Genomic DNA, 15116 nt, shown 5'->3' on the forward strand with positions numbered 1-15116 from the left:
TATCGGGACCGGCGGCGGCTCAACCCGGGATCATCTGGATCAGGCAAACCTCGGTCAGCGGCTTGCCCTGGCGACGCAGCACCACGCGCACGTCTATGGGGTCGCTGCCGCCGGCGGGCGTGATGTCCGCCATGAAGCGCCAGCGGTCGCGCGTGCCGACCACCGGATAGGCGACCGCGCCGGCGGCGCTGGCATGGCCGATCTGGAGATCGGGCGCGACGCCGCTGTCGCGGCCGAGTCCGGCGAGGCTCGCGCCGGCGAAATCCACCACCAGCTTGGTCACGCCCTTGATCTGCGCATGGCCGGGCCGCCCGCCTGCGCCGCGCCAGCTGTCCACCACGCGCGCGAGGCCGCCCGGAATGGGCTCGCCCGCGATCCACCGCAGCCGGTAGCGCAGATCATAGCGCTTGCCCGCGCGCGCGGCTTCGGCCGGCGTCCAGAAGGCGACGATATTGTCGTTGGTCTCGCTGTCGGTCGGCAGCTCGACCAACGTCACCGCGCCGGCGCCCCAATCGCCCACAGGCTCCACCCAGGCGGTCGGGCGCTTCTCGTAGAAGACGCCGTCGTCCTGATAATGATCGAACTGGCGGTCGCGCTGGACCAGGCCGAAGCCCTTCGGCCCCTTATCGGCGAAGCTGTTGGTGATCGGATGCGGCGGATTGTTGAGCGCGCGGAAGATCTGCTCGCCCGCGCCGTTCCACATCAGCAGGCCATCGGAATCGTGGATCTCGGGCCGCCAGTCGCTCGCCTTGGCGCGCTCGGACTGATCGTACCAGAACATGCTGGTGAGCGGCGCGAGGCCGAGCCGCTTGATGTCCTTGCGCACGAACAGCGCCGCCTCGACCTCCTGCACCACGCCGCCGGCGCCGTGCCGGTTGACGAAGCGATAGGCGCCGGTGACGCTCGGCCCTTCCAGCAGCGCATCCACCAGCAGCGCGCCATCCTCGCCGCGGCCGATCCAGAAGCGGGTGAAATCCGGGAATTCCTCCGCCTCCGGGCCGCCGGTGCCGATGGCGATGCCGCGCGCCGAGAGCCCGTATTGGTCGAGCGCGCCGGCCGAGCGGAAATAGGAGGCGCCGGCAAAGGCGAGCCAGTCGCTCTGGCCATTGGGGTTCATCGCGCGGAAGCCGGAAAAGCCGGCGCGATCGCCCAGCTTGGCGAGCGGGCTCGAGGCCGGCATGTCGAATAGCGCGGGGCGATAGTCGAACGGATGGGCGATATTGTTCTCGACCAGGAAGATGGCCACGGGCTTGGGCTGCATCTTGTTGATCGGGAAGAAGCGCACCCCGCCAAAGCCGGCGCCCGCCAGCTGGGTGGCGCCCGCCTTGTAGCTGATGGCGTTGAGCGCGTCGTAATCGACCGCCGCGATCGCGGCGGGCGCATCGGGGCGCGCGGTGAAGGGACGCGCCGCGAGCCGGGCGGCCTCCGCCTTCAGCCAGTCCCAGGAGAAAGGCTGGCCGGGGGCGGTGGCTGCGGCAAGGCGGCCGGCGGGCAGGGCGGCGATCGCGCTCATGGCGGCGATCAGGGCGCGTCTCGTCGTCGTCATCGCCCCAGATACGGGGCGGCTGGCGGATTTTGCAAGGGGCGGCGCCATTTCACCGGGGTGTCGCCGGGCGGCGAAGGATCTCCTTCACCGCCCGGCGGGCACGCCTCCCCCGGGCGACCAGCTTGCGCGCTGGCTTATGCGATCCGCGTCACACCTTGTCGGCGTAGATCATCCGGCCGGTGCCGAGCGCCTGGAGCGTGTAGTCCAGCTCCGCGACGGACACCGCGAAACAGCCTTCGGAACGGCCGAGCTTGCCATGCTGCGCGACCATATCGGGGCTGACATACCAGGCCGAATGGACGACGATGGCGCGCGGCTCGGCATTGTTGTTGGTGCTGTCGAGCCCGATCAGGCGACGCGAGCGACCATGCTGGCCGACATAGATATCGCCGGTGAGGAAGGCGCCCGAAGAGGAGGCTTCCGAGCCCGGCTCGTTCGAGAAACGGTTGAGCCAGCCGCTATGCGCGGGATCGGACCCGCGGCCATGGCTCACCAGCAGGCTGCGGCTCTGCCCCGAGGCGAGATCGACGATGTGAAAGCGCGGCTGCGACGAGGGCAGATCGAAATCGACCAGCGCGATGCGATCGCGCGCGCGCACCTGGTTCTGATGCCGGCCGAGCGCGGCCAGCGCGCGGCGGAAAAGATCGGGCCGGATCGTCATCGGCGTGGCCGGCAGCGCCGGCGAGCTCGCCTTGGCGGCGGCGGCGATGCCGCCATCCAGCGGCCCCGTCGCCAAAGCGGGCCCTGCAACCGCGCCGGCCGCGATGATAGTGCCGGTGCGAAGCAATTCGCGGCGCGACAGGGCGCCAGCCCCCCGGTGTGCAATCACTCGTGAATTCCTCGCTCGTTCTGCCCACATGCTCAAGGCGGACAGATAGCAGGAAAACAGTTAATAGTCCCGCAACCGAGTGGGGTAGTTCCATCGCCGGATCGCAGTTGGGCCCAGCCGGCTCACGCTTCGTCGCTCCGTTGCCGGTTCGGCACCGACTCAAGGCGCAGCAGAAGCGAGGTGCATCGTCTCCGTTTCACTGCCGTCCAGCGCCTCGATCAGCGCCGAGTCCTGCGCATAGGGATCGCCAAAGGTATGAAACTGGCCCTCTGCATCCGTTCCGGCGGTGAAATAGGCGATGTAGACGGGCACGCTCTTCTCCAGCTGGAGCGTCTGCGTCGCCTCATCGTCGAGCGCCATGTCCACCCGTCCATCCTCGGCCAGCGCCTCGGCCAGCTGCGCGATCCCCTTGACCCGGATACAGCCGTGCGAGAGCGCGCGGTCGCTGCGGGCGAAGGCCGCCTTGGCGGGCGTATCGTGGAGGTAGATGGCATAGGGGTTGGGCATGTCGATCTTCACCCGGCCCAGCGCATTGTTGGGGCCGGGCTTCTGGCGGATCATCGCGCGGCCGCCGACGACGCGCGTGACAAAGCCGCGCTCGGGCGAGTAGCGCTTGCCCTCGGCCAGCACGGTGGGCGGCAGCGTCCACCAGGGATTGACGACCACCGCATTGGCATAGCTGGCGATCATCGGCGTCGGCGTCTTGGGTGCGCCGACCACCACGACATGATCCGCCGTCACCGCGCCATCTTCGACCAGGTCGAGCCGATAGGCGGGCACGTTGACGAGGATGTAGCGATCGCCGAGCGTGCGCGGCATCCAGCGCCACCGCTCCATCGACGCGCGGATCGCCCGCACGCGGTCGAGATCGCTGGGATCGGAGTCGCGGAGCGCGTCGCGCAGCGCCTGGTAGCGCGCGTCGCGCGGCAGCAGCGACTGGAAATAGTCCGCCACGCGATCCGCGCGCACCGCCGGATCGAGCCCGGATTCGAGCGCCGCAAGCTCGGCCGGATCGCGCTCGATATGCCAGTTGAAGCGGGCATGGTCGCGGACGCGACCTTCCGCATAATCATGCGCCAGCGCCCGGGCGGCGCGCTCGGCCAGCGCGTCGCGCGCGGGCGACTCGTCGTGACGGGCGATCAGGTCGGCGATCATGTCGCGCTGATAATCCTGCGGGCGCAGCCCTTCGTCGCGCGCCCCCTCGACAGCGGCGAGCAACTGGTGCAGAGCGTCATCACTCCAGCGCGGGGTGGCCGCCGGTGCATCGCCCGGCAGCATCATCGCGGCGCTGGCGTCGGTGCCGGGCGTGCCCATCATGGTGGGGGCGGCCGCAGGAGCCCGGCTCGGCAGAGGTGCCGCCGAGGCGCAGATAGTCATGCCCGCAAGCGCCAGCGCGAGCCGGCGGGCTTTCTCCCGAAAATCCATCGCTCTATCCCTGATGTCTGGGCGTGCGGCCTTAACGAGCGACGCGCCGTTCGGTGCCGCGCCGCGCCGGGGCGATCAGCGATGGGGCCGCAGGCTGCTCAGCGATGGTGCTTGGCGTGGGTCGTGTGGGCGGCTGTGCCCTTGCCCTTGATGCCACCCTTGGCCTTGGCGCCGCTCTTGGCCTTGGTGCCCGTCTTGCCCCGGCTCGCGGGCTTGGCCTTGCCGTGCGCGCCGCTCCTGGCCGAGGCCTTGCCGGCGCCGTGCCGGAGATGCGTGGCCGAGCGCGCGTGGCCGGGGCGGGCGGCGGCGTGGTGGACCGGACCGGCGCGCGTGGCGCGGCGCGGACGCGGCGGGTTCGGCTCGTCCGACGATCCCTGCTCGATCACCGGCTCGATCCGCAGCGCGGGGTGGGAAAGCGTCGGCAGCACCGAGGCGACCGTCACCGACTGGCCGAGCGCGCGCCGATCGAGCACCGAGAAGCCCGCCTCGATCAGCGCGGTCACGTCGCGGTTGCGCGCGGCGAGGCTGGGCTCGCCGAGCACGATGGCGATCAGCCGGCGATCGCCGCGCACCGCCGAGGCGGCCAGCGTGAAGCCCGAATCGACGGTATAGCCCGTCTTGATCCCGTCCATGCCGACCATGTGCCCGAGCAGATGATTGTGGTTGATCAGCATGGCGCGCTGCCACTGGAAATCGCGCTGGCCGAAATAGCGATAGTAGCGGGGATGGCGCTGGATCAGCGCGAGGCCGAGAATGGCGAGATCGCGCGCGGTAGTGATGTTGGTGCTGTCGGTGAGCCCCGAGGGGTTGGCATAATGCGTGTTGCGCATGCCAAGCTCGCGCGCCTTGGCGTTCATCATCGCCACGAAGCGCGGCACCGAGCCGCCGATCCGCTCGGCCAGCGCCACGGCGATGTCGTTGGCGCTCTTCACCGCCACCACCGAAATGGCGTTGTCGACGCTCAAGCTCTGGCCGACGGCGAGGCCGAGGCGCGACGGCTGCTGCGCGGCCGCGAGGCGCGACACCGGCACCGCATCGGTCAACCGCAGCCGCCCCGCCTCGAGCGCGTCGAAGGTGAGGTAGAGCGTCATCATCTTGGTCAGCGAGGCGGGGTGGCGGGGCTCGTCGGCGGCGTTGCTGTACAGCACCTCGCGCGAATTGGCGTCGATCATGAAGGCGGCGTAGCGCGGCGCGGCGCGGGCGGCGCCGGTGCCGAGCAGCAGCGCCGCCAGGGCGAGCAGCGGCATCAGCAGGGCCGCGCGCGCGGCGGAGGAAAAACGATTGCTTCGCGGGAGACCCACCCGCCCCGCATGGCCCACGCCCGTCACCGCCCGCATCATGCCCCGCGCGTGGGGCGCCCTTCGCCCCTTCTGCCCTCGGTATACAGGATCCGGCGAACTGTGCCATGCCGGGATCGACTCGCATGGTCGCAGGCGCTCAACGCCTTGGCGCGAAAGCTCTGTCACATAGCCGTAACAGGAGCTTTCTAGGGCCGAGCGGCCGGGAAGGGGACACCCGGCGTTCGGAGACATGCTCATGTTCAAGACCTTCGTCGCGCTGGCCGGCGTGGCCGCCATGGCTGGCACCACCGCTTTCGCCGCCGACATCTCGGGCGCCGGCGCCACTTTTCCGGCGCCGATCTACGCGAAGTGGGCCGAGGCCTATAAGGCGCAGACCGGCGTGGGCCTGAACTATCAGGCGATCGGATCGGGCGGCGGCATCAAGCAGATCAAGGCGAAGACCGTTGATTTCGGCGCCTCCGACAAGCCGCTGAAGCCGGAGGATCTGTCGGCCTCGGGTCTCTATCAGTTTCCGACCGTGATGGGCGGCGTGGTGCCGGTGGTGAACCTGCCGGGGATCGCGCCGGGCCAGCTGAAGCTCACCGGCCCGCTGCTCGCCGCCATCTTCTATGGCCAGATCAAGAGCTGGAACGACGCCAACATCGCCCGCATCAACCCGGGCCTCAAGCTGCCGGCGCTGCCGATCACCGTGGTCCACCGTTCGGACGGTTCGGGCACCAGCTTCCTTTTCACCTCCTATCTGGCGATGAAGAGCAAGGCGTGGGGCGAGAAGGTCGGCGCGAGCGACACCGTGTCGTGGCCGGTCGGTCTGGGCGGCAAGGGCAATGACGGCGTGTCCGCCTTCGTGAAGCAGACCCAGGGCGCGATCGGCTATGTCGAATACGCCTATGCCAAGCAGAACAAGGCCACCTACGCGCTGGTGCAGAACAAGGTCGGCCGCTTCCCGCAGCCCGACGCGCCGGCCTTCGCGGCGGCGGCGGCGGGCGCCAAATGGGCGGCGGCGCCGGGCAATTATCTGCTGCTGCTCGACCAGCCGGGCGCCAATGCCTGGCCGATCACCGGCGCCACCTTCATCCTGGTCTACAAGGATCAGTCCAACCCGGCGCAGGGCGCGCAGGTGCTGAAATTCTTCGACTGGGCCTATAAGAGCGGCGACCAGGCCGCCGCCTCGCTGGACTATGTGCCGCTGCCGGCGCCGGTGAAGGCGCTGATGCGCAAGCAGTGGCTGACCAACGTCACCGCCGGCGGCAAGCCGGTCTACACGCCGGGCAAGTAAGCGCCCGCGCCGCGTGAACGATGGACGGGGGCGCCGGCGGCGCTCCCGTCTCCTATAAGTGGAAGGGCGATGGCGAGCGTGACCATGGAAGCGGCGGCCGAACGACAGGCGCAGGATCGGCAGCCCGGCGGAGAGGCGCTGTTCCGCGCGCTCTGCTTCAGCGCCGCGACGCTGCTGCTGGCCTCGCTGGCCGGTGTCGTCGCCAGTCTCGCGATCGGCGGCTGGCCGGCCTTCCGCGCCTTCGGGCTGGGCTTCCTCACCTCGACCGAGTGGAACCCCGTCACCGAAGTCTATGGGGCGGCCGGGCCGATCGTCGGCACCGTCGTCACCTCGCTGCTCAGCCTCGCGCTCGCGCTGCCGCTGGCGCTGGGCGTCTCGATCTTCCTCGTCGAATTCTGCCCGCGCACCGTGGCGCGGCCGGTCGCGATCGCGGTCGAGCTGCTCGCCGGCATCCCGTCGATCGTCTACGGCATGTGGGGCCTGTTCGTGCTGGCGCCCTGGTTCGCCACCCATGTCCAGCTGCCGCTGATGATGCATCTCGATCCGGACAGCTGGATCGGCCATCTGCTCTACGGCGTGCCCAACGGCGCCAACATCTTCACCGCCTCGCTGATCCTGGCGATCATGATCCTGCCCTATATGTCGGCGGTGTTCCGGGAGCTTCTGCTCACCATCCCCGCCCAGGTGCGCGAGGCCGCCTATGGCCTCGGCGCGACGCCGTTCGAAGCGGTGACCCAGGTGCTGCTGCCCTATGTGCGGCGCGGCGGCGTCGGCGTCATCATGCTCGGCCTCGGCCGCGCGCTGGGCGAGACCATGGCCGTCACCTTCATCATCGGCAATTCGCACGGCTTTCCGCATTCGCTGTTCGACAGCGGATCGACGATCGCCTCGACCATCGCCAATGAATTCGCCGAGGCCACCAGCGACATGCACACCTCGGCGCTGATCGCGCTCGGGCTGGTGCTGTTCGTGCTCACCTTCGCGGTGCTGGCGATCGCCCGCCTGCTGCTCGCCACCCAGAAGCATTGAGGCCCGGAATGGACCGCGCTCTCCGCCGCCGTATCGCCAATGGCCTCTTCGTCGGCCTGTGCATCGCCGCCACGCTGGTCGCGCTCGGCGCGCTGGTGCTGATCCTCTGGTCGCTGCTTACCCAGGGGGTGGGCGGCATCGATCTCAAGATCTTCACCATGACGCAGCCGGCCCCCGGATCGCCCGGCGGCCTCGCCAACGCGATCGTCGGCTCGCTGATGATGTGCGCGCTCGCCATGGTGCTGGCGGTGGTCGTCGGCGTGCTGGCCGGCACCTGGCTCGCGGAATATGGCGGCCGCACCACCTACGGGCAGATCGTGCGCTTCCTCAACGACGTGCTGCTCTCGGCGCCGTCGATCCTGGTCGGCCTGTTCGTGTACCAGCTGCTGGTGCGGCCCTTTCACGGCTTTTCCGCCTATGCCGGCGCGGTGGCGCTGGCGCTGCTGGCGGCGCCCATCGTCACCCGCACCACCGAGGACATGCTCACCCTCCAGCCCAACACGCTGCGCGAGGCCGGCATGGCGCTCGGCGCGGGGCGCGGGCTGGTGATCCGCTCGATCATCTGGAAGGCGGCGGGTGCCGGTCTGCTCACCGGCGGCCTGCTCGGTTTCGCGCGCATTTCCGGCGAGACCGCGCCCTTGCTCTTCACCTCGCTCGGCAACCAGTTCTTCTCGACGAACATGAGCCAGCCCATGGCCAGCCTGCCGACCACCATCTTCCAATTCGCCCTTTCGGCCTATGACGATTGGCGCCGCCTCGCCTGGGTGGGCGCGCTGCTGATCGCCGTCGCCGTTCTTGCCGTCAACACGATCGGGCGCCTGCTCGCCCGGGAGACCCACCGCCCATGACCGACCTGACCACCGCCATGCCGGCCGCGGCCGGGACCGAGGCGCCGATCATGGCCCGCCCGCCGGAAGACCGGCTGGTGCTGGAGGCCCGGCAGCTCGATTTCTTCTACGGCAAGACGCAGGCGCTGTTCGGCGTCGACCTGCCGATCGAGCGCAACCGCATCACCGCGCTGATCGGGCCTTCGGGCTGCGGCAAGTCGACGCTGCTGCGCGCGCTCAACCGTATCTACGATCTCTATCCGGGCCAGCATGCCACCGGCCGGATCCTGCTCGAGAACAAGGACATCCTCGCCGATCGCGCGAGCCAGGCGCGGCTGCGCGCGCGGGATGGCGAGGTCGCGCTCGAGCCCGCCGGGCTCAACGTCTCGGCGCTGCGCGCGCGCGTCGGCATGGTGTTCCAGAAGCCCACGCCCTTTCCGATGTCGATCTACGACAATGTCGCCTATGGCGTGCGCCTCTACCACCGCAAGTCGCGCGCCGAGATGGACCAGATCGTGGAACGCTCGCTGCGCCGCGCGGCGCTGTGGGACGAGGTGAAGGACAAGCTCACCGCCTCGGGCCTCGGCCTGTCGGGCGGCCAGCAGCAGCGGCTATGCGTCGCGCGCGGAATCGCGGTGGAGCCCGAAGTGCTGCTGCTCGACGAGCCCGCCTCCGCGCTCGATCCCGTCTCCACCGCCAAGCTGGAAGAGACGCTGATGGAGCTGCGTCAGGACTTCTCGATCGTCATCGTCACGCACAATCTGCAGCAGGCGGCCCGCATCTCCGATTGGACGGGCTTCATGTTCCTCGGCAAGATGATCGAGTTCCGGCCGACGGCGGAGCTGTTCGAGCGGCCGCAGAGCCCGCGCACCCGCGATTACGTGACCGGCCGCTTCGGCTGAACCGGGCCGGCCGGGCGCGCGATGGCGGCGCCCCGGCCAGTCCGCGCCGCGTCAGGCGATCAGGCTTTGCGGGGCCAGCATGGTCTGCGCGGCCACCGCCACCTGGGTGCGGTTGCGCACGTTCAGCTTGCGCATCAGCGCCGTCATATGCGCCTTCACCGTCTTTTCCGCGATGCCGAGATCGAAGGCGATCTGCTTGTTGAGCAGGCCCGAGGACACGCCGCGCATCACCTTGATCTGCGTGGGGGTAAGCCTGGCCAGATCGACCGGCTGCGGGGCCATGCCATAGTCCGCCATAGCGGCGGCGGCGCTCAGGTTACGCTGTTCCAAACCGTCTCTCCCTTGGCTGGGCCGCGTGCCCGCTCTGCGGCGGGCTTCACGGCGGTGGCCGGCGGGCCGGCCCGAATCTCGCCGCCGCATCCAGCTTGGAGGCAAAGCGGTTGGACAGGTTTAGGCTATGGCTTTCCGATGTTAGCGTCAACCAGCAATTGAATTGCTGTTTTACGGCGGTAGCTGTCATACAGGTTGACGAACCGCGCGTCGTGCGCGGCGGCGGTGGAACGCCGCGCGCCGGCTCTCGTCAGCGCGCGCGGCGCCGGCTATCTCCGGGACGCGGGGAGGGGAAGAGATGGAAGGGCGGCTGGCGGACCGGGCCTATACCGGCATCGTCGAGATCATCAACGCGGAGCATCTGGAGATAGGCGATCGCCTGCCCTCCGAGGCACGGCTGGCGGACCGCTTCGGCATGTCGCGCACCATCGTGCGCGAGGCGCTGGTGCGGCTCGCCGCCGACGGCATCACCGAGGCGCGGCGCGGCGCGGGCTCCTTCGTCAAGCGCCGGCCGTCCGACCGGCTCGGCTCGCACATGCCGCTGGCCGATCTCTCGGCCACGCTGGGCAGCTACGAGGTGCGCTTCGTGCTCGAGGCCGAGGCGGCCCGTCTGGCGGCGATGCGCCGCTCGGTGGAGCAGATGGAGGCGATCGAGCAGGCCATGGCCGCGCTGCGCTGCGCGTTGGTGGCGAGCGGGCCCGCCCATGTCGAGGACATGGCCCTGCATCGCGAGATCGTGCTGGCCACCGCCAATCCCGTCTTTCTCTCCAGCTTCGATCATATGCATGAGGAAATCGATCGCATCATGCGCGCCGGCGTGGATATTTCACGCTCGCGGCCGCCGGACGCGATCGGGGCGATGCTGGAAGAGCATGAGATGATCGTGGAGGCGATCCGCGTGCGCGATTCCGACGCCGCCGCGCTCGCCATGCGTTGGCACCTCGCCCAGGGGCGCAAGCGGCTCATGCCCTGATCTAGGACCATGGTCGCGCCTGAGAGGGGCGGTCGGCTGGGCTAGGGAGGGCGGACATGCGCCGGGGGCTGCGGGAGGAGAGTGGAGTGAGACGAGCGCGCGCCTTGATGGGAACCTGCCTCGCGGCGCTGCCGGTGCTGGCGATTCCCGCCGCCGCCATGGCCGCGGCCCGCCCGGCGCCCAGCGTCTCCATGCTCGAGAAGGCGCCCGAGGATCCACGCGCCGTCACCGTGCGCGCGCCGGCCGATGGGCGCGGCGATGCGAGCGCGGCGCTCCAGCAGGCGCTGGACCAGGCGGCCGCGCGTCTCGGTGGCGGCATCGTCTTCCTGCCCTCGGGCCGCTACCGCTTGAGCCGCACCATCTTCATCTGGCCGGGCATCCGCCTGTTCGGCACCGGCGCGACGCGGCCGGTGCTGCTGCTGGGTGATGCCACGCCGGGCTTCCAAAAGGGCCTGGCGACGATGGTGATGGTGGTGGGGCGTGGCCCGGAGGCGAAGATGGGGCCGGTGCCGATGCCCCCGCCCGACAGCGTGCCCGCCAATCCCGCCATCGCTGACGCCAATTCGGGCACCTTCTACACGGCGATCGCCAATATCGATCTGGATCTCGGCCAGGGCAATCCGGCGGCGATCGGCGTGCGCTTCCATGCCGCGCAACATGCCTATCTGCGCCATATGCGCTTCGCTGTCGGCTCCGGTCTGGCCGGTGTCTATCAGGTCGGCAATTTCGGTCAGGATCTTGAATTTCTCGGCGGCCGCTACGGCATTCTCACCGAGAAGACCTCGCCCGCCTGGCAGTTCACCCTGCTCGATTCCAGCTTTTCGGGCCAACGGGGCGCCGCGATCCGCGAGCATGAGGCGGGGCTCACGCTGGTCAATGTGCGCATGGCGGACGCCCCGATCGGCATCGAGATCGACAAGGGCTATGGCGACTGGCTGTGGGGCAAGGATGTCCGCTTCGAGCGGATCGCCCAGGCCGGCGTGGTGATCAGCAACGAAGCCAATGCCTATACGCAGATCGGCTTCCAGAATGCGGTGGCGGAGGCGACGCCGGTCTTCGCCCGCTTCCGCGAGAGCGGCAAGACGGTGGCCGGGCCGGGCCGCCGCTATCGCGTCGCCGATTACAGCTATGGGCTCACCGTGCCCGCGCTCGGCGAGATGGGCCGCTATGAAAGCCGGATCAGCGCCGCGCCGCTCGCCCGCCTGCCGGCGCGCCCGGCACCGGCGATCCGCGCGCTGCCGCCGGTGGCGCAATGGGCCAATGCCCGCGCGCTTGGCGCCGCCGGCGATGGCACCACCGACGATACCGCCGCGCTCCAGCGCGCGATCGACACGCACCGGACCGTCTATCTGCCCAGCGGCCATTACCGGGTGACGGACACGCTGCGGCTGCGCCCGGACAGCGTGCTGATCGCGCTCCATCCCGATCTCACCCAGATCGTGCTGCCCGACGATACGCCCGGCTTCCAGGGTGTCGGCACGCCCAAGCCGCTGCTGTTCGCGCCCAAGGGCGGCGATACCATTGTTTCGGGCGTGGGCCTGTTCACCGGCGGCGTGGCGATGCGCGCGACCGGGCTCTTGTGGAAGGCGGGCGCGGGCTCGCTGGTGGAGGATGTGCGCTTCCATGGCGGCCACGGCACCAGCCGTGCCGATGGCAGCCGGCTGGATCCCTATAACGACACGCACAGCGGCGATCCCGATCCGCGCCGCCGCTGGGGCGCGCAATATCCCAGCCTTTGGGTAACCGATGGCGGCGGAGGCACCTTCAATGGCGTGTGGACGCCGGATACCTATGCGCAGACCGGCTTCTATGTGTCGGACACGGATACGCCCGGCCATGTCTACGAAGTTTCGGCCGAGCATCACATGCGCACCGAATTCGGCCTCAACCGCGTCCGGCATTGGGAGTTTCTCGCGCCGCAGACCGAGGAGGAGGCGGGCGAGAGCCAGGATGCGGTGTCGTTCGACATTCGCGACAGCCACGACATCCTGCTCGCCAATCTCCACGCCTATCGCGTCACCCGCTCGGTCAAGCCGGCGGCGACCGCGATCCGTCTCCAGGGCGGCGGCGATATTCATCTGCGCAACGTGCATGTGAATGCCGAGAGCGGCTTCGCCACCTGCGACGCCAATGGCTGCGCCACCTATCTGCGCGCCAGCAAATTCCCGTTCGAGAACGCGCTCACCGACATCACCAGCGGCATCGCGGTGCGCGAGCGCGAATTCGCGCGGCTGGACATCCCCGCCCTGCGCCCCGCCGCCCCCGCGCCGGACGAGCGCGTGTCGCGGCTGGCGACGGGCTTTTTCTCGGCCTCGGGCGGCGCGGTGGACGCGCGCGGCAAGCTCTATTTCGTCGATCACGGACAGCAGCGCATCCATGGCTGGAGCGAGGCCGAGGGGCTCACGACCGAACGCGACGCGCCGCTCGATGCGGTCAATCTGGCGGTGACGCGATCGGGCGCGCTGATGGTGCTCTCCTCCTACGGGCCGGACGCCACCGTCTACAGCTTCATGCCCGGCAGCCCCGAGGACCAGCTGACGCTGATCCCGCCCACGCCTATCGCCACGGCCGCCGGCCTGCCCGTGCTGCTGCCGGTGAATTGGTGGAATAATGGCGAATTCCGCGATCAATATGATCCCGCCACCGACCATTTCACGACGCTCTCCGAGATGTTCGCGCGTGATGCGGCGGCGCCCAAGGCGCGCGCCTATGTCGCGCCCGATGCCAGCCTGGCGCTGCCGGCCTTTCGCGTCTTCCAGCAGGGGCCTGCCGATCATCGCGGCTGGCGCTTCTCGGATACGCTGGACGCGCACGGTCTGGTCGCCGCCGCGCCCGGCGCGCGGGTGCTGATCAGCAACGAGTCGGAGGATCGCAGCTATTCCGCGCTGGTGGGTGCCGGCGGCAGCCTGACCGATCTCAAGCCCGTGGCCGATCGGGGCGGGGAGAGCGTGGTGGCGGGGCCGGACGGCCGCGTCTATGTCGCGAACGGCGAGATCTTCGTCTATGACGCGACCGGGCGGCAGGTGGATCGCATCGACGTGCCGGAACGGCCGCTGCAGCTCCTGTTCGGCGGGGCGGACGGGCGACGGCTCTACATCCTCACCCATCACAGCCTGTACGCGGCGCGGATCGGCGGGGCCGGCTGAGCGCGGGGCTCAGCCCGCCGGCGGCCGCCGTTCGTGGGCGCCGGCGGTCAGCCAGCCGCCATCGCTCAGCCAGTCGATCAGCCGGTCCGGCCAATGCTGGATCGAGATCCGCTCCGAATGCATGGCGACGTTGAAGCCATGGTCGGTATCGGCGAACAGATGCAGCTCGGCCGAGACGCCGGCGGCGCGCAGCTGCTGGTAGAGCGTGATGGTCGGCGTCGCGCAGCATTGATCGAGCGAGCCTGCGGCGAGAAAGGCGGGCGGCGCGCCGGCGGCCGCCCTGGCCGGTATGCCGAGCGGGCCGGGATAGATCAGCACCTGGAAATCGGGCCGCGCGCTGACGCGATCGATCGCATCCGCGCCGGCGGGAAGCGAGGGCGCCGGATTGTCGGCGGCGAGCGAAACCAGCTCGCCGCCCGCCGAAAAGCCCATCAGCCCGATGCGCGCCGGATCCACGCCATAATCGGCCGCATGGGCGCGGACGAAGCGCACCGCCCGCCGCGCATCGGCGGCGGCATCGCCCTCGATGCTGTAGGGCGAGCCCGGTTCGCGCGCGAGCCGGTATTTGAGCACGAAGACGGTGATGCCCGCGCGGTTGAGCGTGCGCGCGGGCCACACGCCCTCGTTCATCCACACCAGCATGCGATGGCCGCCCCCGGGCACGACGATGATGCCCACGCCGTTGGCGTGGCGCGGATCGGCGCGGAACAGCGTCAGCGAGGGGCGGTGCACATTGTGGACATAGCTGTCCACGATGCGCTCGGGCGTCGCCGCGGCGGAATCGCCCGGCGGCGGTCCTGGCCAGAGCGGCAGCACCGGCTCGGCCGGCGGCGCCGGCGCCGCGCCGATACAGGCGAGCGCCGCGAGCCAGGCGAGGCGCCGCCGCATCAGCGCACCGCCGCGCCGGCCAGCCATTCGACCGCGCGGGCGGCGAGCGCCTCGGGCGGCCGCGTGCTGTCCAGCACCAGCGCCGGCTCGTCCGCGTCGGGGCGCTCAAGCGTCGCCAACTGGCTGTCGAGCAGGCTTTTGGGCATATAATGATCGGTGCGCCGCTCCAGCCGCGCGGCGAGTTCGTCGCGCGCCACGTCGAGCAGCAGAAAGGCGACCGGCGCGGCGATCGCCGCCTCCAGCCGCGTGCGATAGGCGCGCTTGAGCGCCGAACAGGCGGCGATCGCCAGCCCCTCGGCGCGCACCGCCTGATCGAGCGCCGCGCCGAGCCGATCGAGCCAGGGCCAGCGATCCTCGTCGGTCAGCGGCTCGCCGCCGCGCATCTTGGCGACGGCTTCGGGCGCGTGGAAGGAATCGCCTTCCAGAAAGGGGCAGGCGAGCCGCGCCGCGAGCGCGGCGCCGAGCGTGGATTTGCCGCTTCCGCTCACGCCCATCAGGACGATCGCGCGGGGCGCGAGCTGCTCGCGATCGATATGGGGTGGCACGGCTCCTCCTTCGCGTCCCGAGCCTGATCGGGCGCCTGGCTAGTATCGATCGGCCCGCTCCGGCGGCCATTAGGACCATGGTCCCGGCTGCCGCCTCCT

The 15116-nt window shown here is 69.9% G+C and carries 13 protein-coding genes; 6 read left to right on the forward strand and 7 right to left on the reverse strand.

The window, feature by feature from the left end; all coding sequences use genetic code 11:
• Positions 1–19: 19 nt before the first annotated feature.
• From LHA26_RS11625 to LHA26_RS11640, 4 genes are all read right to left on the reverse strand, one after another.
• Positions 20–1546 carry an OpgD/OpgG family glucan biosynthesis protein gene (locus LHA26_RS11625; RefSeq protein ID WP_252165774.1) on the reverse strand — a complete coding sequence of 509 codons (1527 nt, stop codon included), beginning with the start codon at positions 1544–1546 and terminating at the stop codon, positions 20–22.
• Between the two features lie 148 nt (positions 1547–1694).
• The gene (locus tag LHA26_RS11630) at positions 1695–2282 is read right to left on the reverse strand and encodes a murein L,D-transpeptidase catalytic domain family protein (protein WP_252165775.1); all 588 of its coding nucleotides are present in this window, start codon (positions 2280–2282) and stop codon (positions 1695–1697) included.
• A gap of 252 nt (positions 2283–2534) precedes the next feature.
• Complete coding sequence (locus LHA26_RS11635) at positions 2535–3800, reverse strand: L,D-transpeptidase family protein (RefSeq protein ID WP_252165776.1); 1266 nt, start codon at positions 3798–3800, stop codon at positions 2535–2537.
• A 98-nt stretch (positions 3801–3898) separates the two neighbouring features.
• Positions 3899–5140, reverse strand: a complete 1242-nt coding sequence (locus LHA26_RS11640; protein WP_252165777.1) for a D-alanyl-D-alanine carboxypeptidase family protein — start codon at positions 5138–5140, stop codon at positions 3899–3901.
• 196 nt (positions 5141–5336) lie between these two features.
• On the opposite strand from LHA26_RS11640, the gene pstS reads away from it, so the two are divergent.
• From pstS to LHA26_RS11660, 4 genes are all read left to right on the forward strand, one after another.
• On the forward strand, positions 5337–6377 hold the full coding sequence (gene pstS / locus LHA26_RS11645; protein ID WP_252165778.1) for a phosphate ABC transporter substrate-binding protein PstS: 1041 nt from the start codon (positions 5337–5339) through the stop codon (positions 6375–6377).
• A gap of 69 nt (positions 6378–6446) precedes the next feature.
• Complete coding sequence (gene pstC / locus LHA26_RS11650; protein ID WP_252165779.1) at positions 6447–7406, forward strand: phosphate ABC transporter permease subunit PstC; 960 nt, start codon at positions 6447–6449, stop codon at positions 7404–7406.
• 8 nt (positions 7407–7414) lie between these two features.
• A complete protein-coding gene (gene pstA / locus LHA26_RS11655; RefSeq protein ID WP_252165780.1) occupies positions 7415–8254 on the forward strand; it encodes a phosphate ABC transporter permease PstA in 840 nt (279 codons plus the stop codon).
• Positions 8255–8271: 17 nt separating this feature from the next.
• Positions 8272–9135: a phosphate ABC transporter ATP-binding protein gene (locus LHA26_RS11660; protein WP_252168366.1), complete on the forward strand. Its 864-nt coding sequence runs from the start codon at positions 8272–8274 to the stop codon at positions 9133–9135.
• Between the two features lie 51 nt (positions 9136–9186).
• Here LHA26_RS11660 and LHA26_RS11665 read toward each other — a convergent pair whose 3' ends face one another.
• Entirely contained in the window at positions 9187–9432 is a 246-nt protein-coding gene (locus LHA26_RS11665; RefSeq protein WP_252168367.1) for a helix-turn-helix domain-containing protein, read from the reverse strand.
• Between the two features lie 331 nt (positions 9433–9763).
• On the opposite strand from LHA26_RS11665, the gene LHA26_RS11670 reads away from it, so the two are divergent.
• Both LHA26_RS11670 and LHA26_RS11675 read left to right on the forward strand, forming a co-directional pair.
• Complete coding sequence (locus tag LHA26_RS11670) at positions 9764–10438, forward strand: FadR/GntR family transcriptional regulator (RefSeq protein ID WP_252165781.1); 675 nt, start codon at positions 9764–9766, stop codon at positions 10436–10438.
• Between the two features lie 107 nt (positions 10439–10545).
• A complete protein-coding gene (locus tag LHA26_RS11675; protein ID WP_437441258.1) occupies positions 10546–13584 on the forward strand; it encodes a glycosyl hydrolase family 28-related protein in 3039 nt (1012 codons plus the stop codon).
• Positions 13585–13593: 9 nt separating this feature from the next.
• Here LHA26_RS11675 and LHA26_RS11680 read toward each other — a convergent pair whose 3' ends face one another.
• Entirely contained in the window at positions 13594–14472 is an 879-nt protein-coding gene (locus LHA26_RS11680) for an alpha/beta hydrolase (protein WP_252165782.1), read from the reverse strand.
• Positions 14472–15017, reverse strand: coding sequence for a gluconokinase (locus LHA26_RS11685; RefSeq protein ID WP_437441209.1), 546 nt, complete (start codon positions 15015–15017; stop codon positions 14472–14474). The genes LHA26_RS11680 and LHA26_RS11685 overlap by 1 nt, the downstream gene beginning before the upstream one ends.
• Between the last annotated feature and the right edge of the window lie 99 nt (positions 15018–15116).

The organism is Sphingomonas morindae, from assembly GCF_023822065.1.
Taxonomy (GTDB): domain Bacteria; phylum Pseudomonadota; class Alphaproteobacteria; order Sphingomonadales; family Sphingomonadaceae; genus Solisphingomonas; species Solisphingomonas morindae.